This window comes from Rivularia sp. UHCC 0363, assembly GCF_034931125.1.
Taxonomy (GTDB): domain Bacteria; phylum Cyanobacteriota; class Cyanobacteriia; order Cyanobacteriales; family Nostocaceae; genus Rivularia.
On record NZ_JAYGHM010000098.1, the window covers coordinates 1 to 21,421 of the forward strand.

General features: G+C 37.6%; 19 protein-coding genes. 6 read left to right on the plus strand and 13 right to left on the minus strand.

The features are described from left to right. Positions 1-102 precede the first annotated feature (102 nt). The 3 genes from VB797_RS32260 (at position 103) to VB797_RS32270 (ending at position 2,914) form a co-directional block, all read left to right on the plus strand. The gene (locus VB797_RS32260; protein ID WP_323241883.1) at positions 103-399 is read left to right on the plus strand and encodes a hypothetical protein; all 297 of its coding nucleotides are present in this window, start codon (positions 103-105) and stop codon (positions 397-399) included. Between the two features lie 281 nt (positions 400-680). After that, a complete protein-coding gene (locus VB797_RS32265; RefSeq protein ID WP_323241884.1) occupies positions 681-1,769 on the plus strand; it encodes a hypothetical protein in 1,089 nt (362 codons plus the stop codon). A 158-nt stretch (positions 1,770-1,927) separates the two neighbouring features. After that, a complete protein-coding gene (locus tag VB797_RS32270; protein WP_323241886.1) occupies positions 1,928-2,914 on the plus strand; it encodes a folate-binding protein in 987 nt (328 codons plus the stop codon). A gap of 203 nt (positions 2,915-3,117) precedes the next feature. Here VB797_RS32270 and VB797_RS32275 read toward each other — a convergent pair whose 3' ends face one another. From VB797_RS32275 to VB797_RS32315, 9 genes are all read right to left on the minus strand, one after another. Further along, positions 3,118-3,831 (minus strand): DUF5331 domain-containing protein, encoded by a 714-nt coding sequence (locus tag VB797_RS32275; protein ID WP_323241888.1) that lies wholly within the window; start codon positions 3,829-3,831, stop codon positions 3,118-3,120. Between the two features lie 30 nt (positions 3,832-3,861). Next, entirely contained in the window at positions 3,862-4,143 is a 282-nt protein-coding gene (locus VB797_RS32280; protein WP_323241890.1) for a (2Fe-2S) ferredoxin domain-containing protein, read from the minus strand. A 141-nt stretch (positions 4,144-4,284) separates the two neighbouring features. Continuing rightward, on the minus strand, positions 4,285-5,259 hold the full coding sequence (locus VB797_RS32285; protein WP_323241891.1) for a cysteine synthase A: 975 nt from the start codon (positions 5,257-5,259) through the stop codon (positions 4,285-4,287). Between the two features lie 103 nt (positions 5,260-5,362). Continuing rightward, positions 5,363-5,587, minus strand: coding sequence for a type II toxin-antitoxin system HicB family antitoxin (locus VB797_RS32290; protein WP_323241892.1), 225 nt, complete (start codon positions 5,585-5,587; stop codon positions 5,363-5,365). 17 nt (positions 5,588-5,604) lie between these two features. After that, the gene (locus VB797_RS32295; protein WP_323241893.1) at positions 5,605-7,911 is read right to left on the minus strand and encodes a PAS domain S-box protein; all 2,307 of its coding nucleotides are present in this window, start codon (positions 7,909-7,911) and stop codon (positions 5,605-5,607) included. Between the two features lie 250 nt (positions 7,912-8,161). Further along, positions 8,162-8,641, minus strand: coding sequence for a response regulator (locus tag VB797_RS32300; RefSeq protein WP_323241895.1), 480 nt, complete (start codon positions 8,639-8,641; stop codon positions 8,162-8,164). Next, positions 8,638-10,965 carry an ATP-binding protein gene (locus tag VB797_RS32305; protein WP_323241896.1) on the minus strand — a complete coding sequence of 776 codons (2,328 nt, stop codon included), beginning with the start codon at positions 10,963-10,965 and terminating at the stop codon, positions 8,638-8,640. The genes VB797_RS32300 and VB797_RS32305 overlap by 4 nt, the downstream gene beginning before the upstream one ends. A gap of 170 nt (positions 10,966-11,135) precedes the next feature. Beyond that, a complete protein-coding gene (locus tag VB797_RS32310; protein ID WP_323241897.1) occupies positions 11,136-11,711 on the minus strand; it encodes a Uma2 family endonuclease in 576 nt (191 codons plus the stop codon). Positions 11,712-11,909: 198 nt separating this feature from the next. After that, entirely contained in the window at positions 11,910-12,548 is a 639-nt protein-coding gene (locus VB797_RS32315) for a peroxiredoxin (protein WP_323241898.1), read from the minus strand. A 356-nt stretch (positions 12,549-12,904) separates the two neighbouring features. Between VB797_RS32315 and VB797_RS32320 the strand changes: the two genes are divergently transcribed. The 3 genes from VB797_RS32320 (at position 12,905) to VB797_RS32330 (ending at position 16,428) form a co-directional block, all read left to right on the plus strand. Beyond that, positions 12,905-14,629 (plus strand): VWA domain-containing protein, encoded by a 1,725-nt coding sequence (locus tag VB797_RS32320; protein ID WP_323241899.1) that lies wholly within the window; start codon positions 12,905-12,907, stop codon positions 14,627-14,629. 22 nt (positions 14,630-14,651) lie between these two features. After that, positions 14,652-15,149 (plus strand): hypothetical protein, encoded by a 498-nt coding sequence (locus tag VB797_RS32325; RefSeq protein WP_323241901.1) that lies wholly within the window; start codon positions 14,652-14,654, stop codon positions 15,147-15,149. A 160-nt stretch (positions 15,150-15,309) separates the two neighbouring features. Then, the gene (locus VB797_RS32330; protein ID WP_323241902.1) at positions 15,310-16,428 is read left to right on the plus strand and encodes a substrate-binding domain-containing protein; all 1,119 of its coding nucleotides are present in this window, start codon (positions 15,310-15,312) and stop codon (positions 16,426-16,428) included. A 67-nt stretch (positions 16,429-16,495) separates the two neighbouring features. Here the strand turns inward: VB797_RS32330 and VB797_RS32335 are convergent, their stop codons facing one another. The 4 genes from VB797_RS32335 to hpsN all read right to left on the minus strand — a co-directional run bounded on the left by VB797_RS32335 (position 16,496) and on the right by hpsN (position 21,276). Beyond that, complete coding sequence (locus VB797_RS32335; RefSeq protein ID WP_323241903.1) at positions 16,496-17,509, minus strand: hypothetical protein; 1,014 nt, start codon at positions 17,507-17,509, stop codon at positions 16,496-16,498. A gap of 189 nt (positions 17,510-17,698) precedes the next feature. Continuing rightward, positions 17,699-18,886: a hormogonium polysaccharide biosynthesis glycosyltransferase HpsP gene (gene hpsP, locus VB797_RS32340; protein ID WP_323241904.1), complete on the minus strand. Its 1,188-nt coding sequence runs from the start codon at positions 18,884-18,886 to the stop codon at positions 17,699-17,701. 29 nt (positions 18,887-18,915) lie between these two features. Further along, positions 18,916-20,094, minus strand: a complete 1,179-nt coding sequence (gene hpsO / locus VB797_RS32345; protein ID WP_323241905.1) for a hormogonium polysaccharide biosynthesis glycosyltransferase HpsO — start codon at positions 20,092-20,094, stop codon at positions 18,916-18,918. 141 nt (positions 20,095-20,235) lie between these two features. Beyond that, positions 20,236-21,276, minus strand: a complete 1,041-nt coding sequence (hpsN, locus tag VB797_RS32350) for a hormogonium polysaccharide biosynthesis glycosyltransferase HpsN (protein ID WP_323241906.1) — start codon at positions 21,274-21,276, stop codon at positions 20,236-20,238. Between the last annotated feature and the right edge of the window lie 145 nt (positions 21,277-21,421).

Sequence of the window (21,421 nt, forward strand, 5' to 3'; positions counted from 1 at the left end):
GTGCGTTTACGCCGGGGAGGATGTCAATAGTAGTCTATATAGAACGTGGAAGAACACGCTTAATTTCTGCCCGTCCCGCTACTCGCATTGAGAGAAAATTATATGAGTAAATTTGAAGAACAATTTGAACTACGTTTAACACCTCGTGCCACAGAAACAGTATCGATCAATATACCGAAAGATACATTAAAATCAATTAAAAAAGTAGCTGCAAATCGAGATATGTCGCTTGAAGCTCTGTTGAAATTTTATATTGGTCAAAGTTTGCGCCAAGACTTAGCTAAGATATATTCAGAGCGTTTATTGGAATCAACCGCTCAAGTTTTATCGCGACATATTCAATCTGAAGAAGAAATATTAATGATTATTCAAGAAATTCAAGCTGAAACAACTCATTAAATAAATTAGGCTTTATTTTCAAGATTCTTTGAAATATTATTTTAGCTGACAAATAACCTATTGACGCAGGTATTTTGTTAAATAAAAGTATTGTTGATATATTTCTTTAGACTAAAAAATATAACTAAATCTCCTACCTCCGACTGACTAAGAATTTAACAATGTCTCCCTAAAGTTGGTGTGGATACCGTCATTGTAATTGTTAAATTGAAAGCGTTGGATGAACTGCAATTTTTTTTATTAATATTAAGCAGTTTAAATTAGATACTGAGGAAATTATTATGAATGAGAATAAGCAACCTTTAGATAATCAAGAAGATAATAAAGATTTAGAAGAACAAGAGCAACAAGAATCTAATTCTGAAGGTTCTGGTATTGGTGCAGCAATTGCTGGAGCCGCTATCGGTGGTCTTTTAGGTTCTAGAAAAGGAATAATTGGTGCGGTAGCGGGTGCAGCAGCCGGTGCTATGGCTGGTAAAGGTACATCTGAAGCTGTTGATAAAACTGTAGGTGGTGTTGTTCATGCTGCTGAAACTGTAGCCCAACACGCAAACAGTGCGATCGATACTGTGGGTCATGTGGTAGAAGATACAGCCGAGGAAGTTAAGCCTTCTATTAAAGGTGTGGTAGATCAAGTAAAAGATACAGTTGAGCAAGCTAAGCCTTCTGTAGTTGATACCGCACAAGCTGTTAAAGAAACAGTTCAAGAGTCTAAGCCTTCTGTAGTTAAAGCTGTTCAAGATGTATCGGAAGAAGCAAAGCCTGCTGTTAAAAATATTTCTAACGCGGTACAAAGCACTATTGAAGAAACCAAACCCGCGATTAAGAGCGCTGCAAACTCTTTGAAAGGTGCAGCTGAAGAAGCAAAACCTGCGATGAGAAGTGTAGCGGGTTCTGTTCAAGATGCTGTTGAGGAAGTTAAGCCAGCCGTAAAAGATGCTGTAAGCTCTGTTAAGGGCGCGGTAAATGAAGTTAAAGAAGATGTTAAGCCCGCTGTAAAAGATGCTGCAAACTCTGTTAAGGGTGCAGTTGATGATGCTAAATCGTCTGCTAAAGATGCTGCTGACTCTGCGAAGAAAGTGGGACAGGATTTAAAGTCTTCTGCGAAGAAAGCAGGTGAAGAGCTAAAGTCTTCTGCTCAAGATGCTACTGACTCTGCTAAGAGAGCAGGTGAAGATATTAAATCTTCTGCTCAAGATGCTGCTGACTCTGCGAAGAAAGCTGGTGACAATGTGAAGTCTTCTGCAAATGATGCTGCAAAGTCGGTTAAGAATGCAGCTAAAGATAACAATTCTCCTTCAGTAGACAATAAATTACATGGTACGGAAGTTGCAGAAGTAGAAATTAAGGACAACAGAACTAATATCTAATGGTATTTACTGCGATCGCGATGGTAAAAAGCATATAAAAAGAGGTGAATCGTAATACGGTTCACCTTTTGCATTATTTAATAAAATTTCTTAACCTTTAAAATCAATTATTCTAAAATAAATCCCCACATATACAAAATCCAAAATCTAAAATTATCATGTCCGTATCAGCTATCGAAATAATAAAAACAAAAGTCGCTGTTTACAATTGCAGTCACTGGGGACGCATCAAAGTGTCAGATAATGACCGTTTGCGTTTTTTGCACAATCAAAGTACAAACGATTTTGAAAGTCTCAAACCCGGACAAGGATGTGATACGGTTTTTGTCACTTCTACCGCTCGGACTATTGATTTAGCGAGTGCTTACGTTACACAAGATGCAGTGTTGCTGTTAGTTTCCCCGAATCGTCGCGAATATCTGATGCAATGGTTGGATAAATATATTTTCTTTGCTGACAAGGTACAGCTAACCGATTTAACCGACGAAACCGCAGCTTTTAGCATTATCGGTTCTCAAAGTGACGCTATTGTCGAAAAATTGGGAGCTTCAGAAATTATCGGTAAACCCTACGGAACTCATATTCCCATCCCTAATTTAAATGGAGATACACAAAATATTATTGCTGTTGGTAGCGGTTTAGCTTCCCCCGGATATAGATTAATTTTGAATGCAAATCAAAAAGAAATAATTTGGCAAAAAATCATCGAAGCGGGTGCGGTGGAAATTGGCGATCGCGATTGGGAAATATTGCGAATATTACAAGGAAGACCGCAACCAGAAAGCGAATTAACTGATGATTATAATCCTTTAGAAGTCGGTTTATGGCAAACAGTTTCTTTTAACAAAGGTTGCTACATCGGACAAGAAACCATTGCAAGATTAAATACTTACAAAGGTGTAAAACAAAACTTGTGGGGAATTAACTTAAATGCTGTTGCTGAACCCGGAACAGTGATTACAGCAGAAAATGAAAAAGTCGGAAAACTAACAAGCTGTACTCAAAATGGCGATCGCTATTTCGGATTAGGTTACATTCGCTCAAAAGCCGGTGGAGTCGGTTTAAAAGTAAAAGTAGGAGAAACTGAAGGTGAAGTCGTTTCAATTCCATTCGTTTCTCACGAATACCCGAAAGCTGAAAGTTGAAAGTTAGGAGTTAGGAGTGTTACCCTGAGCGAAGCCGAAGGGTTAGGAGTTAGGAGTTATGAATTAATGATTATCTTTCTCCCCATCTCCCCATCTCCCCATCCCCCCATCTCCCCCTTCGGGTTCACCACTTCTCTCAACGGAGGGGACCTCCGCACGAGAGTGGATTCACCATCTCCCCATCTCCCCATCTCCCCCTCTCCCTAAAACGGAATAAAAATAGCTTCTTCCCTATCCCAACCAGTACCTTGACAAAATTCATCTATCCATGAAGCAAGTTTGGAAACTTTCTTTCTTGATGTTGATTTAGTCTCTTCGGTTTCTTCTGAGGAGACTTCAACAATTTTCCCTGCTTCGGTTTCCTCACACATATTAAGTAGAGATAAAATTTCTGATTCGGTTTCCAATTGAGCGATCGCGCTTGCTTCTAAGACTGGTTGGTGAGAATTTTCTCGAATTAATTCCGCAAAAACTTGGAATTCTCTTTCTACTGATTCCGTTCTAGGAATTATTTTTTGTGGACTAGAAAAGCTTTCTATTTTAGTAATCGCTGTTGAAGTTGATGGTGAGGATTCGTAAATGTCTCTGTCTGTTATTTTTTCTTGATTAATATCATCTCGATGATTTAGAGGCTCATCTATATTCTTAATTAAATGTAACTGTTCGTCAGGATTAAAATTAAGACCTAATGCAGCAATAATTTCATCAGGATTATTATTTAACTCAAGAATAAAAGGGAAAATATCATCGAGTTTGGGTTCTAAAAGAGATAAAGTTGCTAAAATAAAACCGCTCGAAGGACGACGAAAACCATCGTAAGTTCCCCAAATTCGCATTTTTGCCAACCAAGGACGATTTTGATGGTAGTATTTCACCCACTTGATTTTTAAAGATTCTCGTAGCTGCTGAATATTCATTATTATGCGCGGACTTTTATTAGCCAATAATTAATTAACCTGGGAATGAAATTGATGATAAAGCATTTTTTCGACTCTTTTACCACCAATTAAATGCTGTTCTATCACCAAAAGCACTTCTTGCGGACTAACGTTACTGTACCAAACCATTTCTGGCGATATTAATACCATCGGTCCATTACCACATTGTCCCAAACAGCTGCTACCTGCAACCGTCACTTCAGAAACAAGATGAGCTTTGAAAGCTGCTAATACTTTAACAGCACCTTGTTTTTTACAGGTACGATTTTGGCAAACTCGAACGCATTTCATATTAATTGTTAGTAGTTAGTTGTTAGTTGTAAAATTTATATCTTGTATAGATACTTAATAAGTATAAACTGCCATACTTTGTTCACTCCTAACTTCTAACCCTTCGGCTTCGCTCAGGGTAACACTCCTAACTTCTAACTTTTAACTAACAGCAAGTCCTTTTGATTTTAACCATTCGGGGTTGAATATACGGGATTGGTAACGAGCGCCGCTATCACATAGTATAGTCACAATAGTATGTCCGGGTCCCATCTGTTTGGCGATCGCGATCGCTGCACCAACATTAATTCCAGTGGAACCACCCATGAGTAAACCTTCTTTTTCTAACAGTTGGTAAACTACTCGTAAAGCTTCTTTGTCGTCAATTTGAATCGCATCATCGATGGGAACGTTTTCCATATTGGCAGTAATGCGACTGTTACCAATACCTTCAGTAATGGAACTACCTTCTGGTTTAATTTCGCCAGTTTTAATATAGCTGTAAAGTCCGCTGCCCATCGGGTCTGCGACAATACATTTAATGTCGGGATTTTTTTCTTTAAAAAACATTGATGCACCAGCAAATGTTCCACCAGTGCCGGTCGAAGCTACCCAAACGTCAATTTTACCATCTGTTTGCGTCCAAATTTCGGGTCCGGTAGTTTCGTAATGGGCTTGACGGTTTGCTAAATTATCAAATTGGTTTGCCCAAATCGCATTTTCCATTTCAGAAGCAACTCGACCAGATAATTTTACATAATTATTGGGGTCTTTATAAGGTACGGCAGGAACTGGACGAACTTCAGCACCCAACGCTCGAAGCGCATCCATTTTTTCCTGTGACTGGGTTTCGGGGATAATAATTAAACATTTGTAACCTTTAGCATTGCAGATATGTGCTAAACCGATACCCGTATTACCCGCAGTTCCTTCGACTACAGTACCACCAGGTTTGAGTAAACCTTTGGCTTCAGCGTCTTCAATCATATATAATGCGGCTCTATCCTTAACAGAACCACCAGGATTAAGAAATTCTGCTTTTCCTAAGATTTCGCATCCCGTTTCTTCGCTAAAGCTGTTTAATTTGATTAACGGTGTATTTCCGACGGTACCGACAAAGCCGTTTTTGATATCCATGTTAAATTTAGCAATTTTCTTTACTATCCACTATAAGAATGAAGCCTTACAACAGTGCTTAGATTAGGTATTAAGTTATTTTTAAAGTTTAATAGGTAATGGTTCAAACTTTCCATTCAAATTCTGGAATGTCTGCACCTATCATAATTGTAATTGCTCCAGATGCCAGTTGATTTGTATCTGGTTCAAGATAAAGTTGTATTGCTTCGCGAATATTTTCTAAAGCTTGTTGTTGTGTCTCTCCTGCTGATACGCAACCAGGTAATTCGGGACACCAAACAGCCCATCCAGTTTCATGATCTGGTTCGAGAATTACACGCCATTTCATTCAAATACCTCCTTATTTTAATCTCGATCGCCGATCGTAGTTTGCTGTAAAGGTAAATTCACAATAAAAGTTGTTCCTTCTCCTTCACCGGGACTTTCGACGCTAATTGTACCACCATGTAACTTTACTAAATGAAGAGCGATCGCCAATCCTAATCCCAAACCTTTTTGCTTGTTTTGATTATCGTTACCTTGACGAAAGCGTTCAAAAATTAATGGTAATAATTCTTGAGGAATTCCCTTACCTGTATCGCTAACTATAATTTGAGCAGTATTCTCAACCTGCTGCAAGCAAACTTTGATTTTTCCTAATTCGGGTGTAAATTTAATTGCATTACTAAGTAAATTTCCTAGTATCTGCTGCAAGCGATTAGCATCTCCCAGGATACTTTCTATTCTGGAATCAAGCTGATATTCTAAGCAAATATTTTTAGCGATCGCCACTGGTAATGCGGATTCAATGGCTTGTGTAACGATGGATTGCAGTTTCACCGCATCTATTTGCAGTTCAAGTCTACCCTGTACCATTCTCGATACATCTAACAAATCTTTGATCAAAGCATCTTGAGCTAAAGCGTTGCGTTCAATAATTTCTAAAGCACGGTTTCTCATCACTTCATTGTCGCCATTCTTTTGTAAAATTCGCGACCAACCTAAAATTGCATTCAGTGGCGATCGCAAATCGTGGGATACCATTGAAACAAATTCATCTTTGGCTCGGTTCGCGGCTTCAGCTTGTTCTCGTGCTTCTCGTTCGCTAATTAATAACCGAGTCCGTTCTTTTTCTATGTGCTTACGTTTTGTAATATCTAGTATAAAAGAAACACCCATTTTCCCAGAATCTTCTAATAAGGAAGCACCTAAAAGAATCGGTACTCGCGAACCATCTTTACGAAGATATTCCTTTTCAAAAGGATGACAAACTTGATTTATTCTAATTTGCTCAATTGCTTCTTGATCGACTTCCTCCCATTCTGGAGGTGTCAAATTATCCCAACGAATTGCTCCTGCTTGTAAATCGGAGCGACTGTAACCAATAATTTCCAAAAAGCGCGTGTTTGCATCAGCTATTTTACCGTTGGTTTCCCAAAACATGATTCCCAACATATTCGACTCAAAAATACGCCGGAAACGAGCTTCGCTTTTTCTTAAGGCTTGTTCGGACTGCTTTTGAGAGGTAATTTCTCTAACTACTCCTAAAATCTGCCGGGGTTGTGCATCCTCCGTTCTAGTAAACACTGTATCGCGACTGCTAAACCAGTGCCATTCTCCTTTGTGATGACGCATTCGGTATTCAAACTGTAAAATTTCGCCATCATTTACAGATTTCAATTGTTGATAATGATTTTTCAAACGCTTTAAATCATCTGGATGAATTAAGTCGAGTACTAAATCCACTCCCATTTCCTGAATCTGTTCTGGAAAATAACCCAAACGTTTTGTTACTTGACGATTAATATAAATGTTTCGCTTTTCTTTGAGGTCAAATAAATATAAAATATCTGGAGTCGTATCGGCAATTTGTTGAATCAAATGCTGACTTTCTTGTAGCGCTTGTTCTGACTGTTTGCGTTGAGTAATATCGCGCCAAGTTGCCACAAAACCATCTTCTAATTTTGATATTCTAATATCGTAAGCTTTACTCAAAACTTGCTCGTTATCGTTTTGGATAAAACATAAAACTTCCCGAGAAAGTGGTTCACCCGTTTCTACAACTTGACAATACTGTTCAAATAGCTCGTGTTCTTGCTTTGTACCGCTTTCTTGTAAACCGATGAGATTATTTTCACCAGCCGCAGTATTCAAATACTGACTGCTAAATTTGGCAATTTTTCCAAGATCGTCGCGAATGCAAACGTATATACCAAAGCAGTCCAACATATTTTCTACTGAAGCGAAGAAACGTCGTTTGTTTGCTTCCAATTCCTGCTGCAAAAAATTTTTTTCAATCGTGTTTCTCACTGTCAGACGCAAGATTTCAGCAGTAGTATCTCCTTTAACTAAATAATCTTTAACACCGTACTTCATCGCTTGTACAGCGATCGCTTCACTACCCCCTCCTGTAAGCATCACAACTGGAGGTATGCTACCATGACAACAATCCTTCAACTCTTGCAAAAACTCCAAACCATCCATATCTGGGAGCATATAATCTAGCAAGATCGCGTCCGGTTGGGTTGAAAGGCAAAGTTCTAAACCATTTTCCCCATACTCTGTTTCTAAAAAGGTATAGATGTATTTCTCGTCCACTTCCAAGTAGCGACGATAGGTATTTCTATCTTCGAGGCAATCATCGATAATTAAAACTGTATACTGGTATTGCATTATGTTTACCTTTTTGTTGCTTTGCCTCAAAGCACGCAAAACTATTACTTAGCTGCACTGAATAATGGCTATAGAATATATCTAATTATTAACAATTTATAAGTTTTTCTAAGTTTATTATAATTATATGTCTAATGTTAGAAAAAAAAAGTATATAATTTTGAATTTTGAATTTTCTATATATATCTTGACCTGTTAATTTTTGTAACCCTATAGAAAGGCGTAGCTATGATCATATTTATAATACAAACTAATATAAATCATTCTCTGTGGCTTCCATTGGAAGAAGCACTGTATTAAACCAATAGTCAATAATAGATTGCATTGCTTGTTTTGATTTGTTGACATCCATCGGTTTAAGCACATAGCTATTAGCTCCATAGCGATAACAAGCTTCGACATCTTTAGGATTAGATGAAGTGGTAAAAATGATAACTGGTATAGTCTTTAGTTGTTCGTGTTGCTTTATTTGTTCTAAGACTTCTCTTCCGTCGGTTCCTGGTAAATTTAAATCTAATAAAATGATAGATGGACGCGGTATTTGCTCTAAATCTTGATAATCCCCTTGATGGTAAAGGAAATCTAGCGCATCTTCACCATCAATACAGCGATAAACCGGGTTAGAAATTTTCGATTTTCGGATAAAGCGTCCTAATGCTTCAAAATCTTCGTCACTATCTTCAACTACCAATAACGGTAAAGATGAGTTTTTTACCACTTTTTGTATCATTGCAAATCAGGTTGTAAAGTAAAATAAAAAGTACTACCTTCTTTAAAAGTTGACTTCAACCAAATTGTACCACCGTGGCGCTCGACGATTTTCTTAACAATTGTCAAACCGGCTCCAGTACCTCCTCCGTATCTATTTGGTGCGTGTAACCGTTTAAAAATACGGAAAACAGTTTCTAAGTGTTTGGCACGAATTCCGATACCATTATCTTTAACATAAAAAATAATTGGTGGTTGTGAATCGCTACGATGGCTATAATGTTGGTTATATTCTTGAGCATCAACAACCGGGTCTATAAAACCGATTTCTACCCACTTATCTGACTTATCATTATACTTTAACCCATTACTAATTAGATTGCTAAATAGCTCGCTAATTTGAATGCGATCGCACTTTATTATCGGTAATGTTCGAGCAATACGAATATCAACATCCGCGTTATAGCTAATTTTTAAAACATCTACGGCATTTTTAACAATCTCATTTAAATCGGTATTATACAGCGAAAGTTCGTTTCGTCCTAAGCGGGAATAATGCAGCAAGGAATCAATTAAGTTTTCCATGCGTTCAGTTAACCGCATCAAGGTTTCTAATTTAGAAACACCATCCTCATTAATAATTTCTCCATAATCTTCCATCAGAAAACTAGAGTAATTATGAATTCCGCGCAGTGGTTCTTTCAAATCGTGGGATGCTATGTAAGCAAAAGAATCTAAATCATCATTACTGCGTTCCAATTCTAAATTAACTTTCGCTAACTCATCTGCTTTCCGCAACAAAATCCCGACAATCGAACTTCTTAATTCCAACGCTGCTTCAATTTCGCAATTTTTCCAAGCTAGCGACTTTTTTCGTACTGTTTCTTGCCATAGCTTAAACGATTTTCGGGGAGATAGACTTACAGTACCGTCTGTTAATACTTCTACAGGTTTTTGGGGATTTCCTCCCCAATTCACCGTTTGAATAACTTCAGGACGAAACCATAATATGTAAGCACGTTGAATTTTAGAAATTACTAACGCGATTAAACCGCTACCAACATCTTGAAAATTTGCTGCTTCCGGATAAACATTATGTAGGGAATCGGTATGATAAATAATCTCGTTCCCCATTTGGGTTTCTACCCAAGAAATTAACCGATCAATTTGCAAATCTGTGGGAGTTTCACCTTCTCTAATTAAATTCCCATCGTTACAAATTACAACTCCTGTAGCACTTACTAAATTTAATAAATTCGATGGATTTCGAGTTAAACCATCAACTAAATCTTCTGCTTGAGTAATTGAATCAATAAACCTAGACTGAATTGACTTCAACTTCATTTTGTAATCTAAATCTTCGTTTTCTTCTTTTGCTGCTAACTCAAGGGACATAATCTGAGCTAAAAATTCACATATCGTCCGGATTTCGTAGGATACTGTTTTTTCCGAATCGTAGTGATGACAAGCAATTAATCCCCATAGTTTCTTATCTTTCAATAAAGAAACCGACATCGAAGCGGTGACACCCATATTTTTTAAATACTCAATATGTAGCGGTGAAACGCTGCGTAACACTGACAAACTCAGATCTAAAGGTTCGTTAGTTAAGGGATTTAGTTCCGGAATTAACTTTACTGGCTGATAATTTACATTGCAAATCAAACGCAGTAAATTCAATGTATATAGTTGCTTCGCTTGATTAGGAATATCAGTAGCAGGATATCGCAAACCTAAAAACTTTTCTAAACCTTCCTTGGGATTTTCTGAGATCACCATACCGGCTCCATCTTCATCAAAGCGGTAAATCATGATCCGATCAAAGCCAGTAATTTTTCTAACTTCTTTGACAATTACATTAAAAAGTTCATTTAAAGTGGAACTCTTTTGAATCTTATTTAAAGGACTTTTGACTGAATTATAAAAATCAAAAAACTTAGGATTAAATTGCTGCGATCGCGTTGGTTCTAGCTCTAAAACTACCACACCACTAATGCGATGAACTATACCATCAAATACTAGTATTTTATTGGAACGTTCAATAGAAACTTTTAAGGGATTTACACTATCAAAATCCTCAGTCAAACATTTTCGCATCGCTTGAATCTGACTTTCATCAAGTAGAAAATTTAACTTTTGATTTAACAACTCTTGCGGTTGCAAACCGAGAAAATCGAAAGTATTGCCACTTACCTGTAATATGGTAAATTCCGCTTCAGTTAACGTCAACAATAATCCATGCGGCTGTATAGAATTAGGAATGTGAATTGCTTCGCGATCGCAATTCGTTAAATCCACACTTTGTGCTGTGACAACTTGATTTGTATTTATCTCACCTTGACTCATTGGCTATAATTCCTAATTCCTTCAAATTAGCTAATTTAACAAAATCACTATAAAATTTAAATTAGTTTTTATACTTCTTATTTTATTTGTATAAAAAGCAATTACTCATATACTAATGAATAGTTGTAAACTTTGATTAATATGCTTAAAAAAATATTTTTTTTATTGTTTTACCAAACCTTACTCATATTTAAAACAAAACCTGGTAATATATTTTCACCGCTAACGGTATCTGGATTTTCCAAACATTCCACCGACTGCGGACGATAAACGTAAACCCTTTTATTTTTACGGTCAATTAACCAGCCTAACCGAATTCCCGGTTCCTGCATATATTCTGCCATCTTTTCCTGCAACGGTTTAAGATTATCACTTGCAGACCTTAATTCGATGACAAAATCTGGACAGGTAGGAGCAAATTTTTGCTGCTGTTCTGCTGATAAACTATTCCAGCGCTCCAATTTTATCCAAGAAGCATCGGGAGAGCGATCGGCACCAGTAGATAGTTTAAATCCCGTACTTGAATCAAAGCAAATACCAGTACCATCGGCTTCCGACCAAATTCCCAGTTGTAAAGCTACATTAAAATTACGATTCCCAGTTTCCGAACCAGTGGGTGACATTATAGATATCTCTCCATATTTATTTCTTTCAATGCGTAAATCGCTATTCATCTGACAGAACTCAAAAAACTGTTCGTCTGTCATTGATGAAGGAAATTGCAAAAGTAAAGGAGATGAAAGCATGATGTTTATTTACCTGGACTTATATTTCCTATTTTGAACGACTATTTTAATCAAGGGGAATAAGGAACGGAGAATCCCCATACATAAATTTACTTAAAAATAATTTGTCAAATAACCCACACATTTTTAGAGACGCGATATATCGCGTCTCTACATTTAATACATTACAGTTGATGTTGAAAGGGTACAACAACACAACTACTTATTAGGCTGAGGAGTCATCCGTAGATAAGGTTTAACTTCTTCGTATCCTTTGGGGAACTTCTCCTTAAGAACTTCTGGATCTTTGAGAGTGGGAACAATAACGCAATCATCACCATCTTTCCAGTCAGCAGGAGTTGCGACGCTGTAATTATCGGTCAACTGTAACGAATCGATTACCCGCAGGATTTCATCAAAATTACGTCCGGTGCTGGGAGGATAAGTTAAACTCAGACGCAATTTATGTTCGGGGTCAATGATAAATACCGTCCGCACAGTGACCTTAGCGTTAGCATTCGGGTGAATCATGTCATAAAGGTCAGAAACCTTTTTATCATCGTCCGCCAAAATTGGATAATTGAGTTTAGTACTTTGAGTTTCCTCAATATCTCCAATCCAACCTTTATGAGACTCAGCATCATCAACGCTAAGAGCGATCGTCTTAACATTGCGTTTGTCAAATTCCGGCTTTAACTTAGCAACGGTACCCAATTCAGTCGTACAAACTGGTGTATAGTCAGCCGGATGGGAAAACAGCACTACCCAGCTATCACCAGCCCATTTATAAAAATCAATTTCCCCTTCACTAGAATCTTGGGTAAAGTTCGGTACTGTATCACCTAAACGGAGAGTCATAAAAGATTTCCTGATAGTCAGATTTTATGTATTCTACCTTGCAATAATCGCATATTATCCACTTTCGCCGTTGGGACTTAAAACATTGAAACAAAACGTTATGAGTTAGTAGCACCGGAATTATTAATCAGTGACATCAGTGTCATCCATCTAATCCGTGTTCGGAGTTGTTATATGTGGACTTGAACTGCGCTGTTTAAGGGATAAAACTGATATTGAGACGAAAGTGCAGGATAAATCTTGAAGAGTTCTCGTAATTTAGTCTAATTCTCCCGATATATATATAGATATAAATATCTGTTGCTAGTTTCTTATCCGAAGTCCCAAAATTACTAATCTTTAACTGGGAGAAATTCATGATTTTTAAAAGTCGTCGCTTGGTTGCTTCTGTTGTCGCAACCTTCAGCATCTTGTTATTGACTGCTTGCGACGGTGCTGAAAATAATTCTACAAATAATTTAGATAATTTTAACGGTTTAAAAATAAAGTTTTTAGTAGGTAGCGCTTTAGATAAATTTTGCGAGCAAGCAGCACAAGATTTTAATGCTACAAACCCGCAATTGGATGATGGTAAGGCTTTTCGGGTGGAATGCGAAGCTGCTGGAAGTGGTGATGTTGTGAGTAAGTTGGTAACTCTTGCGACTCAGTTTAAAAATGGTACTTTGCAAGAATCATCACCAGAATTTCCGACTATTGTTTCTGTAGACGGTGAGATTTATCAAAGTCGGCTGATTTATCAAATGAATCAACTGTTTCCGGGACAAAATTATATTCCGGAAATTACCGAATCACCGTTGTTAGCAAATTCTCCAATGGTGTTGATGGCACAAGCCGATATTGCCAAGGGACTGCAAAAACTAGATAATCCTTACAAGGCTTTGGTAAGCGCCAAAAATCACCGCGATATTGACCCCTCGGCACCTTCTTTAGCGGTTAATTACGTCCAGACTGCACCAACTCGCTCCAATTCAGGATTGCAAACTTTAGTAGCGCAGTTTGCGAGCGTATCGGGTAAACGTCCCGAAACAATGACAGTAGCCGATGTCCAGAAGTTTGAGCCGCAAATTCAGCAGATTCAAAGCAAGGTAACTCGTTACGGTACTTCTACAAGTTCCTTGGCGAAGTCGATGGTTAAAAATGGTCAATTTTGGGCTTCGGTCGGTTCCGTATACGAATCGAGCGTAATTGATGCGAATTCCCACTTACAGCCGGGACAAGAAAGCTATCAAGCAGTGTATCCGCAAGCAACATTTACTTCTAATATGCGGGCAATATTACCTAAAGCGCCTTGGGTAAGTGCGGATGAAAAAGCCGCAGCCGAGAAATTTATTGATTATTTGCGATCGCAACCAGTGCAAAAAATCGCCACTGAATTAGGTTTGCGTCCGGGAGTACCGGGAATTCCTCTAAGTGCAAAGTTTTCGTCGCAGTATGGTGTAAATCCCCAAGCTAAGTATGATTCCTTACGACCTCCTCAACCGGAAGTTGTGGAAGCGATGCTCAAATCTTGGCAGGAAGTAGCGAAGAAGCCTTCTTTAGTAGTTGTAGTAGTGGATTCTTCGGGTTCGATGGAAGGTGAAAAATTACCCGCAGTCCAGAAAACCTTGCAGACATATATCAATAGTTTGGGACCGAAAGAGCAAATTGCCTTGATTGATTTTGACCAAGATATTCGTCCCCCGGTATTAGTAGACGGAACTCCTGAAGGGAAGGATAAGGGAATCCAGTTTGTCAACAGTTTAGAAGCGGGTGGTGGAACTCGTCTTTATGATGCGGCAATTTCTGCTCGTGACTGGTTGACAGAAAATCTGCGTCAAGATGCGATAAACGCGGTTTTAATATTAACAGATGGAGACGATACCACTTCTCAAACATCTTTGGAACAGTTGAAACAAGAACTACAAAAAAGCGGTTTTAATAGTGACGAAAGGATTGCCTTTTTTACAGTTGGTTACGGAAACGAACGAGAATTTAATCCCGAAGCGTTGAAGAAAATAGCGGAATTAAACGGTGGTTATTATTCAAAAGGAAACCCGGAAACTATTTCTAAGTTAATGTCAGATTTGCAGCTTGAATTTTAAATTTATCAAGTAACAAAAATCTATGAATAAATTATTAGGCTGTCTTTTTCCACCTGTTATTATAATTCTTGTGTTAGCTTTTTTTGTTGGTAGTTCAGCAAAATTAAGTTGTAAGAAACTGGAAATCAACTATACCAAATGTCAGCTACAACGTTTCCGAATGTTTGGGCTTATATCAACATCTGTAGAAAGTTTTAGATTAACAAAAGCTAAAGCCGAAACCCATATCTCTGAAGGTAGCGATGGGGATTCTACTACATATAAGTTAGTGTTGTACGAAAAAGATGTACCTATTCAATTTTATCAACATGGGAAATTTATTTTTTTTGGCAATGAGGTACAGCCAGATAATGAGAAAATAAATACATTTCTGAGAACAGAAAATGAAAACGCAATTTTAAAAATCCACTCTCGATCCTATGTCAGAATAGCGAAAAGATTTATTGATGTAATTTTAATATTAATCATGTTTGTGATTGTCATTACCATCTTTTCTGCAATTACAGTACTTTGCAGATAAATCAGGTACAACTTAATATTACAAAACTCTTGGGGGATGGGCATCCCTGCCCGTCCGAATGTACCTTATAAAAATGAAAGGTGCTGTATTTCTGTATTTAAAAGATGAGAATTTAAATAACTGAAGCGTTGTAATTATTCTTGTTTAGAATATAAGCATTATGAAAAACAAACGTAAATCCCAACAAAAAAACCGCATTATTATTTCCCTCGGCATAATCCTAGCATCATTAGGTTTAGCTTATGCTCCCATCCCCGGTTTACAACAAACCGTAATAATAGTCAGCGGTTCGGAATTACAAGAACCCCTCAAACAGTTAGAAACTCAATTCGAGCAGGAAAATCCTAACATCAAATTAGAGTTAAAATTCCAAGGCTCGCAAGAAATAGTCAACAAATTTATCGACAATCAAAACGACTTTACACCAACTATTTTAATTCCTGCTAACGGAGAGAAATTAAGGGAATTAAGTACTCGTTACAAAGCAACTAATTCCGCCGAACCTTTTTACGATCAACCTCAACCAATTGCCAAAACAATATTAGTTGGAATCGCTTGGCAAGAAAGAGGTAAAGTACTTTTTCCCGACGGACGTTTTCGCTGGGATAAAGTAGAAAAAGCCATGCAAGCAGGTAACTGGAGCGGAATTGGTGGTGCAAGCGATTGGGGAAGCTTTGATTTTGTTACTACTAATCCGACTCGTTCAAATAGCGGACAGTTAACTATGAGTTTATGGGCGCAATCAAAAGTTGGTGGTAATCTTAATAGTGCAACATTCAATAATAGCGCTGTAGAATCATTATTTGGTTTAGTAAAACGTTCCGTTTATCAACCTCCACGTTCCACCGATATTCTATTAGAAGAATTCATCGCTAAAGGTGCTAACGATGCCGATGTCGCAACAGTTTATGAAAGCATCGCATTACATCGTTGGGAGCAAGCTGGGAAAACTCAAGGTAAACCCTATCAAATTTATTATCTCAATCCAACTATTGAAACAATTTCTACTGCTGCAATAGTGAGAAGAAATGTTAACGGAGGAACCGCAAATGCTGCACGAAAATTTCTTGACTTTCTCAATCAAAAAGAACAGCAAGCGGTATTTGTACAGTATGGTTTCCGTCCCGCAAATAATTCGGTTGACTTAAAAACCGTTCCTAATAGTCCTTGGAATCAAAATATTCCCGGTGCAGAAGTTACACCCGCAGTTACAAAATTATCACCACCAGATACGCAGATTTTCGGAGAAGTTCAAAGATTATGGGAAAGAGCGGAATAGCTTAGGTTAAAGGTTAACAAAATATTTAGTTACTAACTCCTAACTCTTAACTCCTAACTCCTAACTTTTACCTTTTAATTGCCTTCAAACTTTCTTTGTCCCACACATATTTATCCATATCGTTGGGCCAAGATACTTCCGAAGCTGTAGCAAGTTTTAAAGTACTGGCTGCTAATTGATGATACAAAGCAGCGAAATTACCAACTGTAATATTATTTTTAATAAAAGTTTGTCTTAAAAGTTGAGTTGTAAACATCATGTTATGACCTTCAAAACTACCTTGAGGAAAAACTTGCTCAAAGATGATAAATTTGATGTCATCTCGTCCTTGTTTATTCGCTTTTTCACGGGTAATGCCAAAGTTTTCGGGGACTATATCACCTTTAATTGAAACCATTATGTATTTCGGACCTTTCACCCATCTTTGATAGCTATTACCAAAAGCAAATACATTAATAAGCTGGTCTGTACGATTTTCCCACTTTGCTTCCTGAATTTTTCGCGCTTTAGAATTCCAGAAAGGTGTGTGTTTACGAATAAATTTTCTTTTAGCAAGAATGATAGCGCGAGCTAATAAAATTGTTCCGTGACTATCACCCGAAAAATTGAGAGATTTCTCGTTTTCTATGGCATAAACTATTAAAGTAGCGGTATTTCTAATCGCTGGGCTGCTAGTCAAACCGAGACGGTGTATCGCTGCATCGACCCAATCTAAATACTGATTAATAAACCGAAAAAGAGGATTTTTTTTGATAAAAGAGGAGTTATTCAGATTAGCAACACCAGTATTTAAAGTCTGTGCGTATCTACGACTCCTAAACGAAGATATTGCTTCCGGTTGTCCCAGTCCAGGAATGAAAATTGCAAAAAGTTCGCGATCGTCCCCTTCTGGATAATATGCTATATCCTGAGTAATCATCACAACAGGACTTTCAGCCGCCATCACGTCATCAAAATCAAAAATCTCTTCCGTACCGGGATTTTGAAACTGTCCGTCAAACTTTTTATCTGGGAATAAAGCTTCTAAAAGCCAGCGTCGCCAACTCGACTTTACCTGCTGAGTTTTATATTCGTTCCTCATAACTAATTCCCTTTATTAAAACCGTATTTTTATATTTAGTTTACTTTTTGATATACAACTATTTTCTAGCACTTCCTGATAATTTATTTAAACATATAACTGTGGGAATAAAAATAGCCCTCACCCTGCAAGGGTGGGGCTACAATTACAAAGCCTACCTGCGTAGGCTGAAGATAATTACTTTGACCTTTAACCTTTGACCTGAATAATATCTTGATATGCTGCAATTATTTTTTGAGCGATCGCGTCCCAACTATAGTTAAATAATGCATATTTCCTCGCTTGCAATCCTCTACGCTGTCTCTCTTCTGGGTCTTTCAAGGCTTCTCGAATTAAATCTGCAATTGATTCCACATTGGTTGTACCTACCCATCCCGATTCACTACTGCTAACTTCTTGACAAATATGCACTTGATCTGAAATTACAACGGGAATTCCTGCTACCATCGCTTCAGCAACAGCAATTCCAAAGTTTTCGTAATAGGAAGGTAAAACGAATAAATCAGCAGCTTCGAGTAAAGCATACTTTAATTCTCCGGTGACGAAACCAGTAACGGTAGTATGTTTATTTAAAGATGAAGCTTGAATTTGTGACTTAATTTTTTGCTCGTAACCGGGGTCTTGAGGATTCGTCCCTGCTAAAACAAAATGAAAATCTAACCCTTGACTCAGAATTTTTTCTAAAGCCGGAATTAACAAATTTAAACCCTTCTTAGGGTCAATTCGCGACATAAACAATACTAAAGGAACATCGTCGGGAATATCAAATTTATTCGAGACAAACATTTTTACGTCTCTACATTTTTTTTCTCTCTCCTTTACACCCAATGGAATTACTAAATCTTTGGTAATTGCACCAAATCTATGCGAAACTTTTGCTTCTTGTTCGCTGGTAAAGTGAATTGCAGCAGCTTTTGCTATATTAGGACGTTCTAAAATAGCTGCATAAAGTTGTTTTAACTGCTTTTTCTTGCGTAAATCTGCGGGGTCAAGAGTTCCTAAAGGACGTAAAATATAAGGTAGCTTTTTCGCACGACAAACAGCAGCAGCAGTACTACTTAATGGAGAAAATAAAGCATGAATATGAGCTAGATCGTATTCATGAGCATGATTATTTAACCACTTTAATAAATCTACAGAAAATTTATAGCGACGAAACGGAGAACATTTAAAATAAATGATTTCATAACCAAATTGTTGAATTGGAGAATTGAGCGTTACATCCAAAGGTTTTTGTCCCGTATCCCCATTACTATCAGTTGTGAGAACAGTAACTTTTACACCTTGACTTGCTAAAGCAGGTGCTAATCCCAATACCATTTGACTGGGACCTCCGTAAATCAGAGAAATTGAAGGAACTATCTGTAATATTCGCATTATAAAAGTTAGGAGTTAGGAGTTAGGAGTTAGGAGTTAGGAGTTAGCAATTCTTGATAAAATTCCAATTGCTGTTTTGCTAAAGCAGTATTTGTATATTCAGCCATTGCTTTTGCATAACCCATTTGACCGATATTTTCAGTTAAATCTGGGTTATCGATCAATTTTTGCAAGCAATCAGCCAATTCTTTAACATTACCTTCAGGAAATATCAATCCAGCATCACCGATGACATGAGGAATTTCGCCAGAATCCGAACCAATTACCGGAACTTTACAAGCCATCGCTTCAATAATTACGTGACCAAATTGTTCTTTCCAACCGACGGAAGTTAAAGTTTTAAACTTATAAGTTGTTTCTGATGGCAGTACCAGAGTACTCATCAAATTAATATAGTCTGCAACTTGGTCGTGAGGAACGCTTTCCACCAATTTAATTTTGTCTTGAATATTATTTTCTGCTACTTTTTGTAAGATTTCATCTTTTAATTCTCCCCTTCCTAAAAGCAAGAATTTCCAAGCTTTATCTTTGATACTAATTAACGCATCCAAAAGCGTCATAATACCCTTTTCAGGTACAAATCGTCCCACGAACCCAATAACGAATTCACCAGGTTCTATACCAACCTTTTTCGCTAACTCCGATTGCGGTTTCGGTGTAAATAAAGTTTCGTCTATACCCAATTGTGGCATTACTTTAATTGGACCTTGATAACCGCGATCGCGCAATATTTCCGCTCCATCTTGATTTCCAGAAATTATTCCATGACTGTTATCAAGGTTGTAGTTTTCTAATACAGAAATGGGAAACTTTAGACTATATGGTAAATTCCACCAGGTAAAAAACACATTTTTCGCTTTTAATCCCAATAATCTATTTAAAGTAATCATTTCCGCATAAGCTAAGCCCCTAGAACCTTGTTCTACATGAATAATATTAGGACGAAATTTTTGTAGCAAAGGTACCAAATCCGCACCAAAAGTAAGTAGTCCTTGATGATTTTGACTAAAGTTAGAAACAGGAACTATGCGAAAATTACCTTCATCCTTGTATTGGGTTTCAATAATTTTGTTTTGAACTCCCCCAGGTCGCCATTTTTTCGGTACAACTACTGTTACTTCAATACCCGACCCCAATCGAGATAGAGCGCGTAGTTTCTCGCAATTTAAATCTACTATATATGTATGACTTGCTACTAATATTTTCATTGTTTTATATATAAAGGGAATAGGGAATAGGGGATAGGGAATTATCTAAATATTTGAATCCCTTCCCATCCCCCCTTCTAAAAACAGGACTTTTTATTTCTCTGTGTCCTCAGCGTCTCTGCGGTTAAATAATCAATCCTTTTAGAAACTCCCCACAGGTTTTTTAGAACTTTTTTCCACAACCTCAACCTGCTTATCTTGCTGAGTATAAATTTGACCATCATTCCATAACGACTGAATTGTACTTCCTAAAGCATTAAAAAAGCCCAAGGTATAAAAAATGCCGCGAGTTAAGATTTTGATCGGCGAACCGCTTTTATGACAGGGAGGTCTTCCCAGAACGTGACAGTCAAACAAACGAGCGTAAAAACGCAAAGCTTGAGCAACAGTTAAGTTATTTAACCCTAATAAGAAATGATTGTGGTAAAAAGTAAACTGATATTTTGTAGAACGAGTACTGATATCATGACAGCCACCCGTTTCTTCTCCTAAATGCACCAGATGCGCTTCTGGGTCGTACCAAATTTTATATCCCGTCTTGCGAATGTGCAGGCAAAAATCCGATTCTTCCCGCACCGCACTACCGCGAAATCTTTCGTCAAAATGCAATCCGTATTTAGCAAATAATTCACGACGGAAAGACATATTACAACCCCTAGCAGTTAAAACTTCCTGGGGTTTTGTCGTATGTACCAAATCAATGTAATACCAAGCAACTCCGGGGTCCATCGCTTGGGGAGGGAGATATTCAATTTCAGTGTAATTACTGTCACCTTGAGTATAACCTTTCGCAGAATCTTCCATTTTCATTCGGTCAAATACCCTGCCTGCGACAGCCCCTATTTCTGGGTTTTGGTAATTTTTCGCATGGGCTGCTAAAAATCCCGGTTCTAACAATACATCATCATCGATAAATAGAATTATCTCACCCGCAGACCGCCGCACCGCATAATTTCGCGCACCCGGTAAACTAGCCCAATCCAAGCGATACCACTGAATTTTACTTGCTGCTGCTTGTGATTCTAAATAAGCTTCAATTTCAGGTTTGTGTTTTGGGGTTTGGTCTACTACCAAAACCTCATAATTAGAATAATTTTGCTTAAGCACATCTACGATACTATCGCGTAACGCTTCCTCGCGCCCGTAAGTCGGTATAATTACTGAAATTAAAGGATCAGACATATAAGAATTTTGGATTTTAGATTTTGGATTAAAAGAGTTAGGAGTTAGGAATTAGGAATTAGGAGTTAGGAGTTAGGAGTTAGGAGTTAGGAGTCATGAGTTAGGAGTTAGGAGTTAGGAGTTAGGAGTTAGGAGTTAGGAGTTA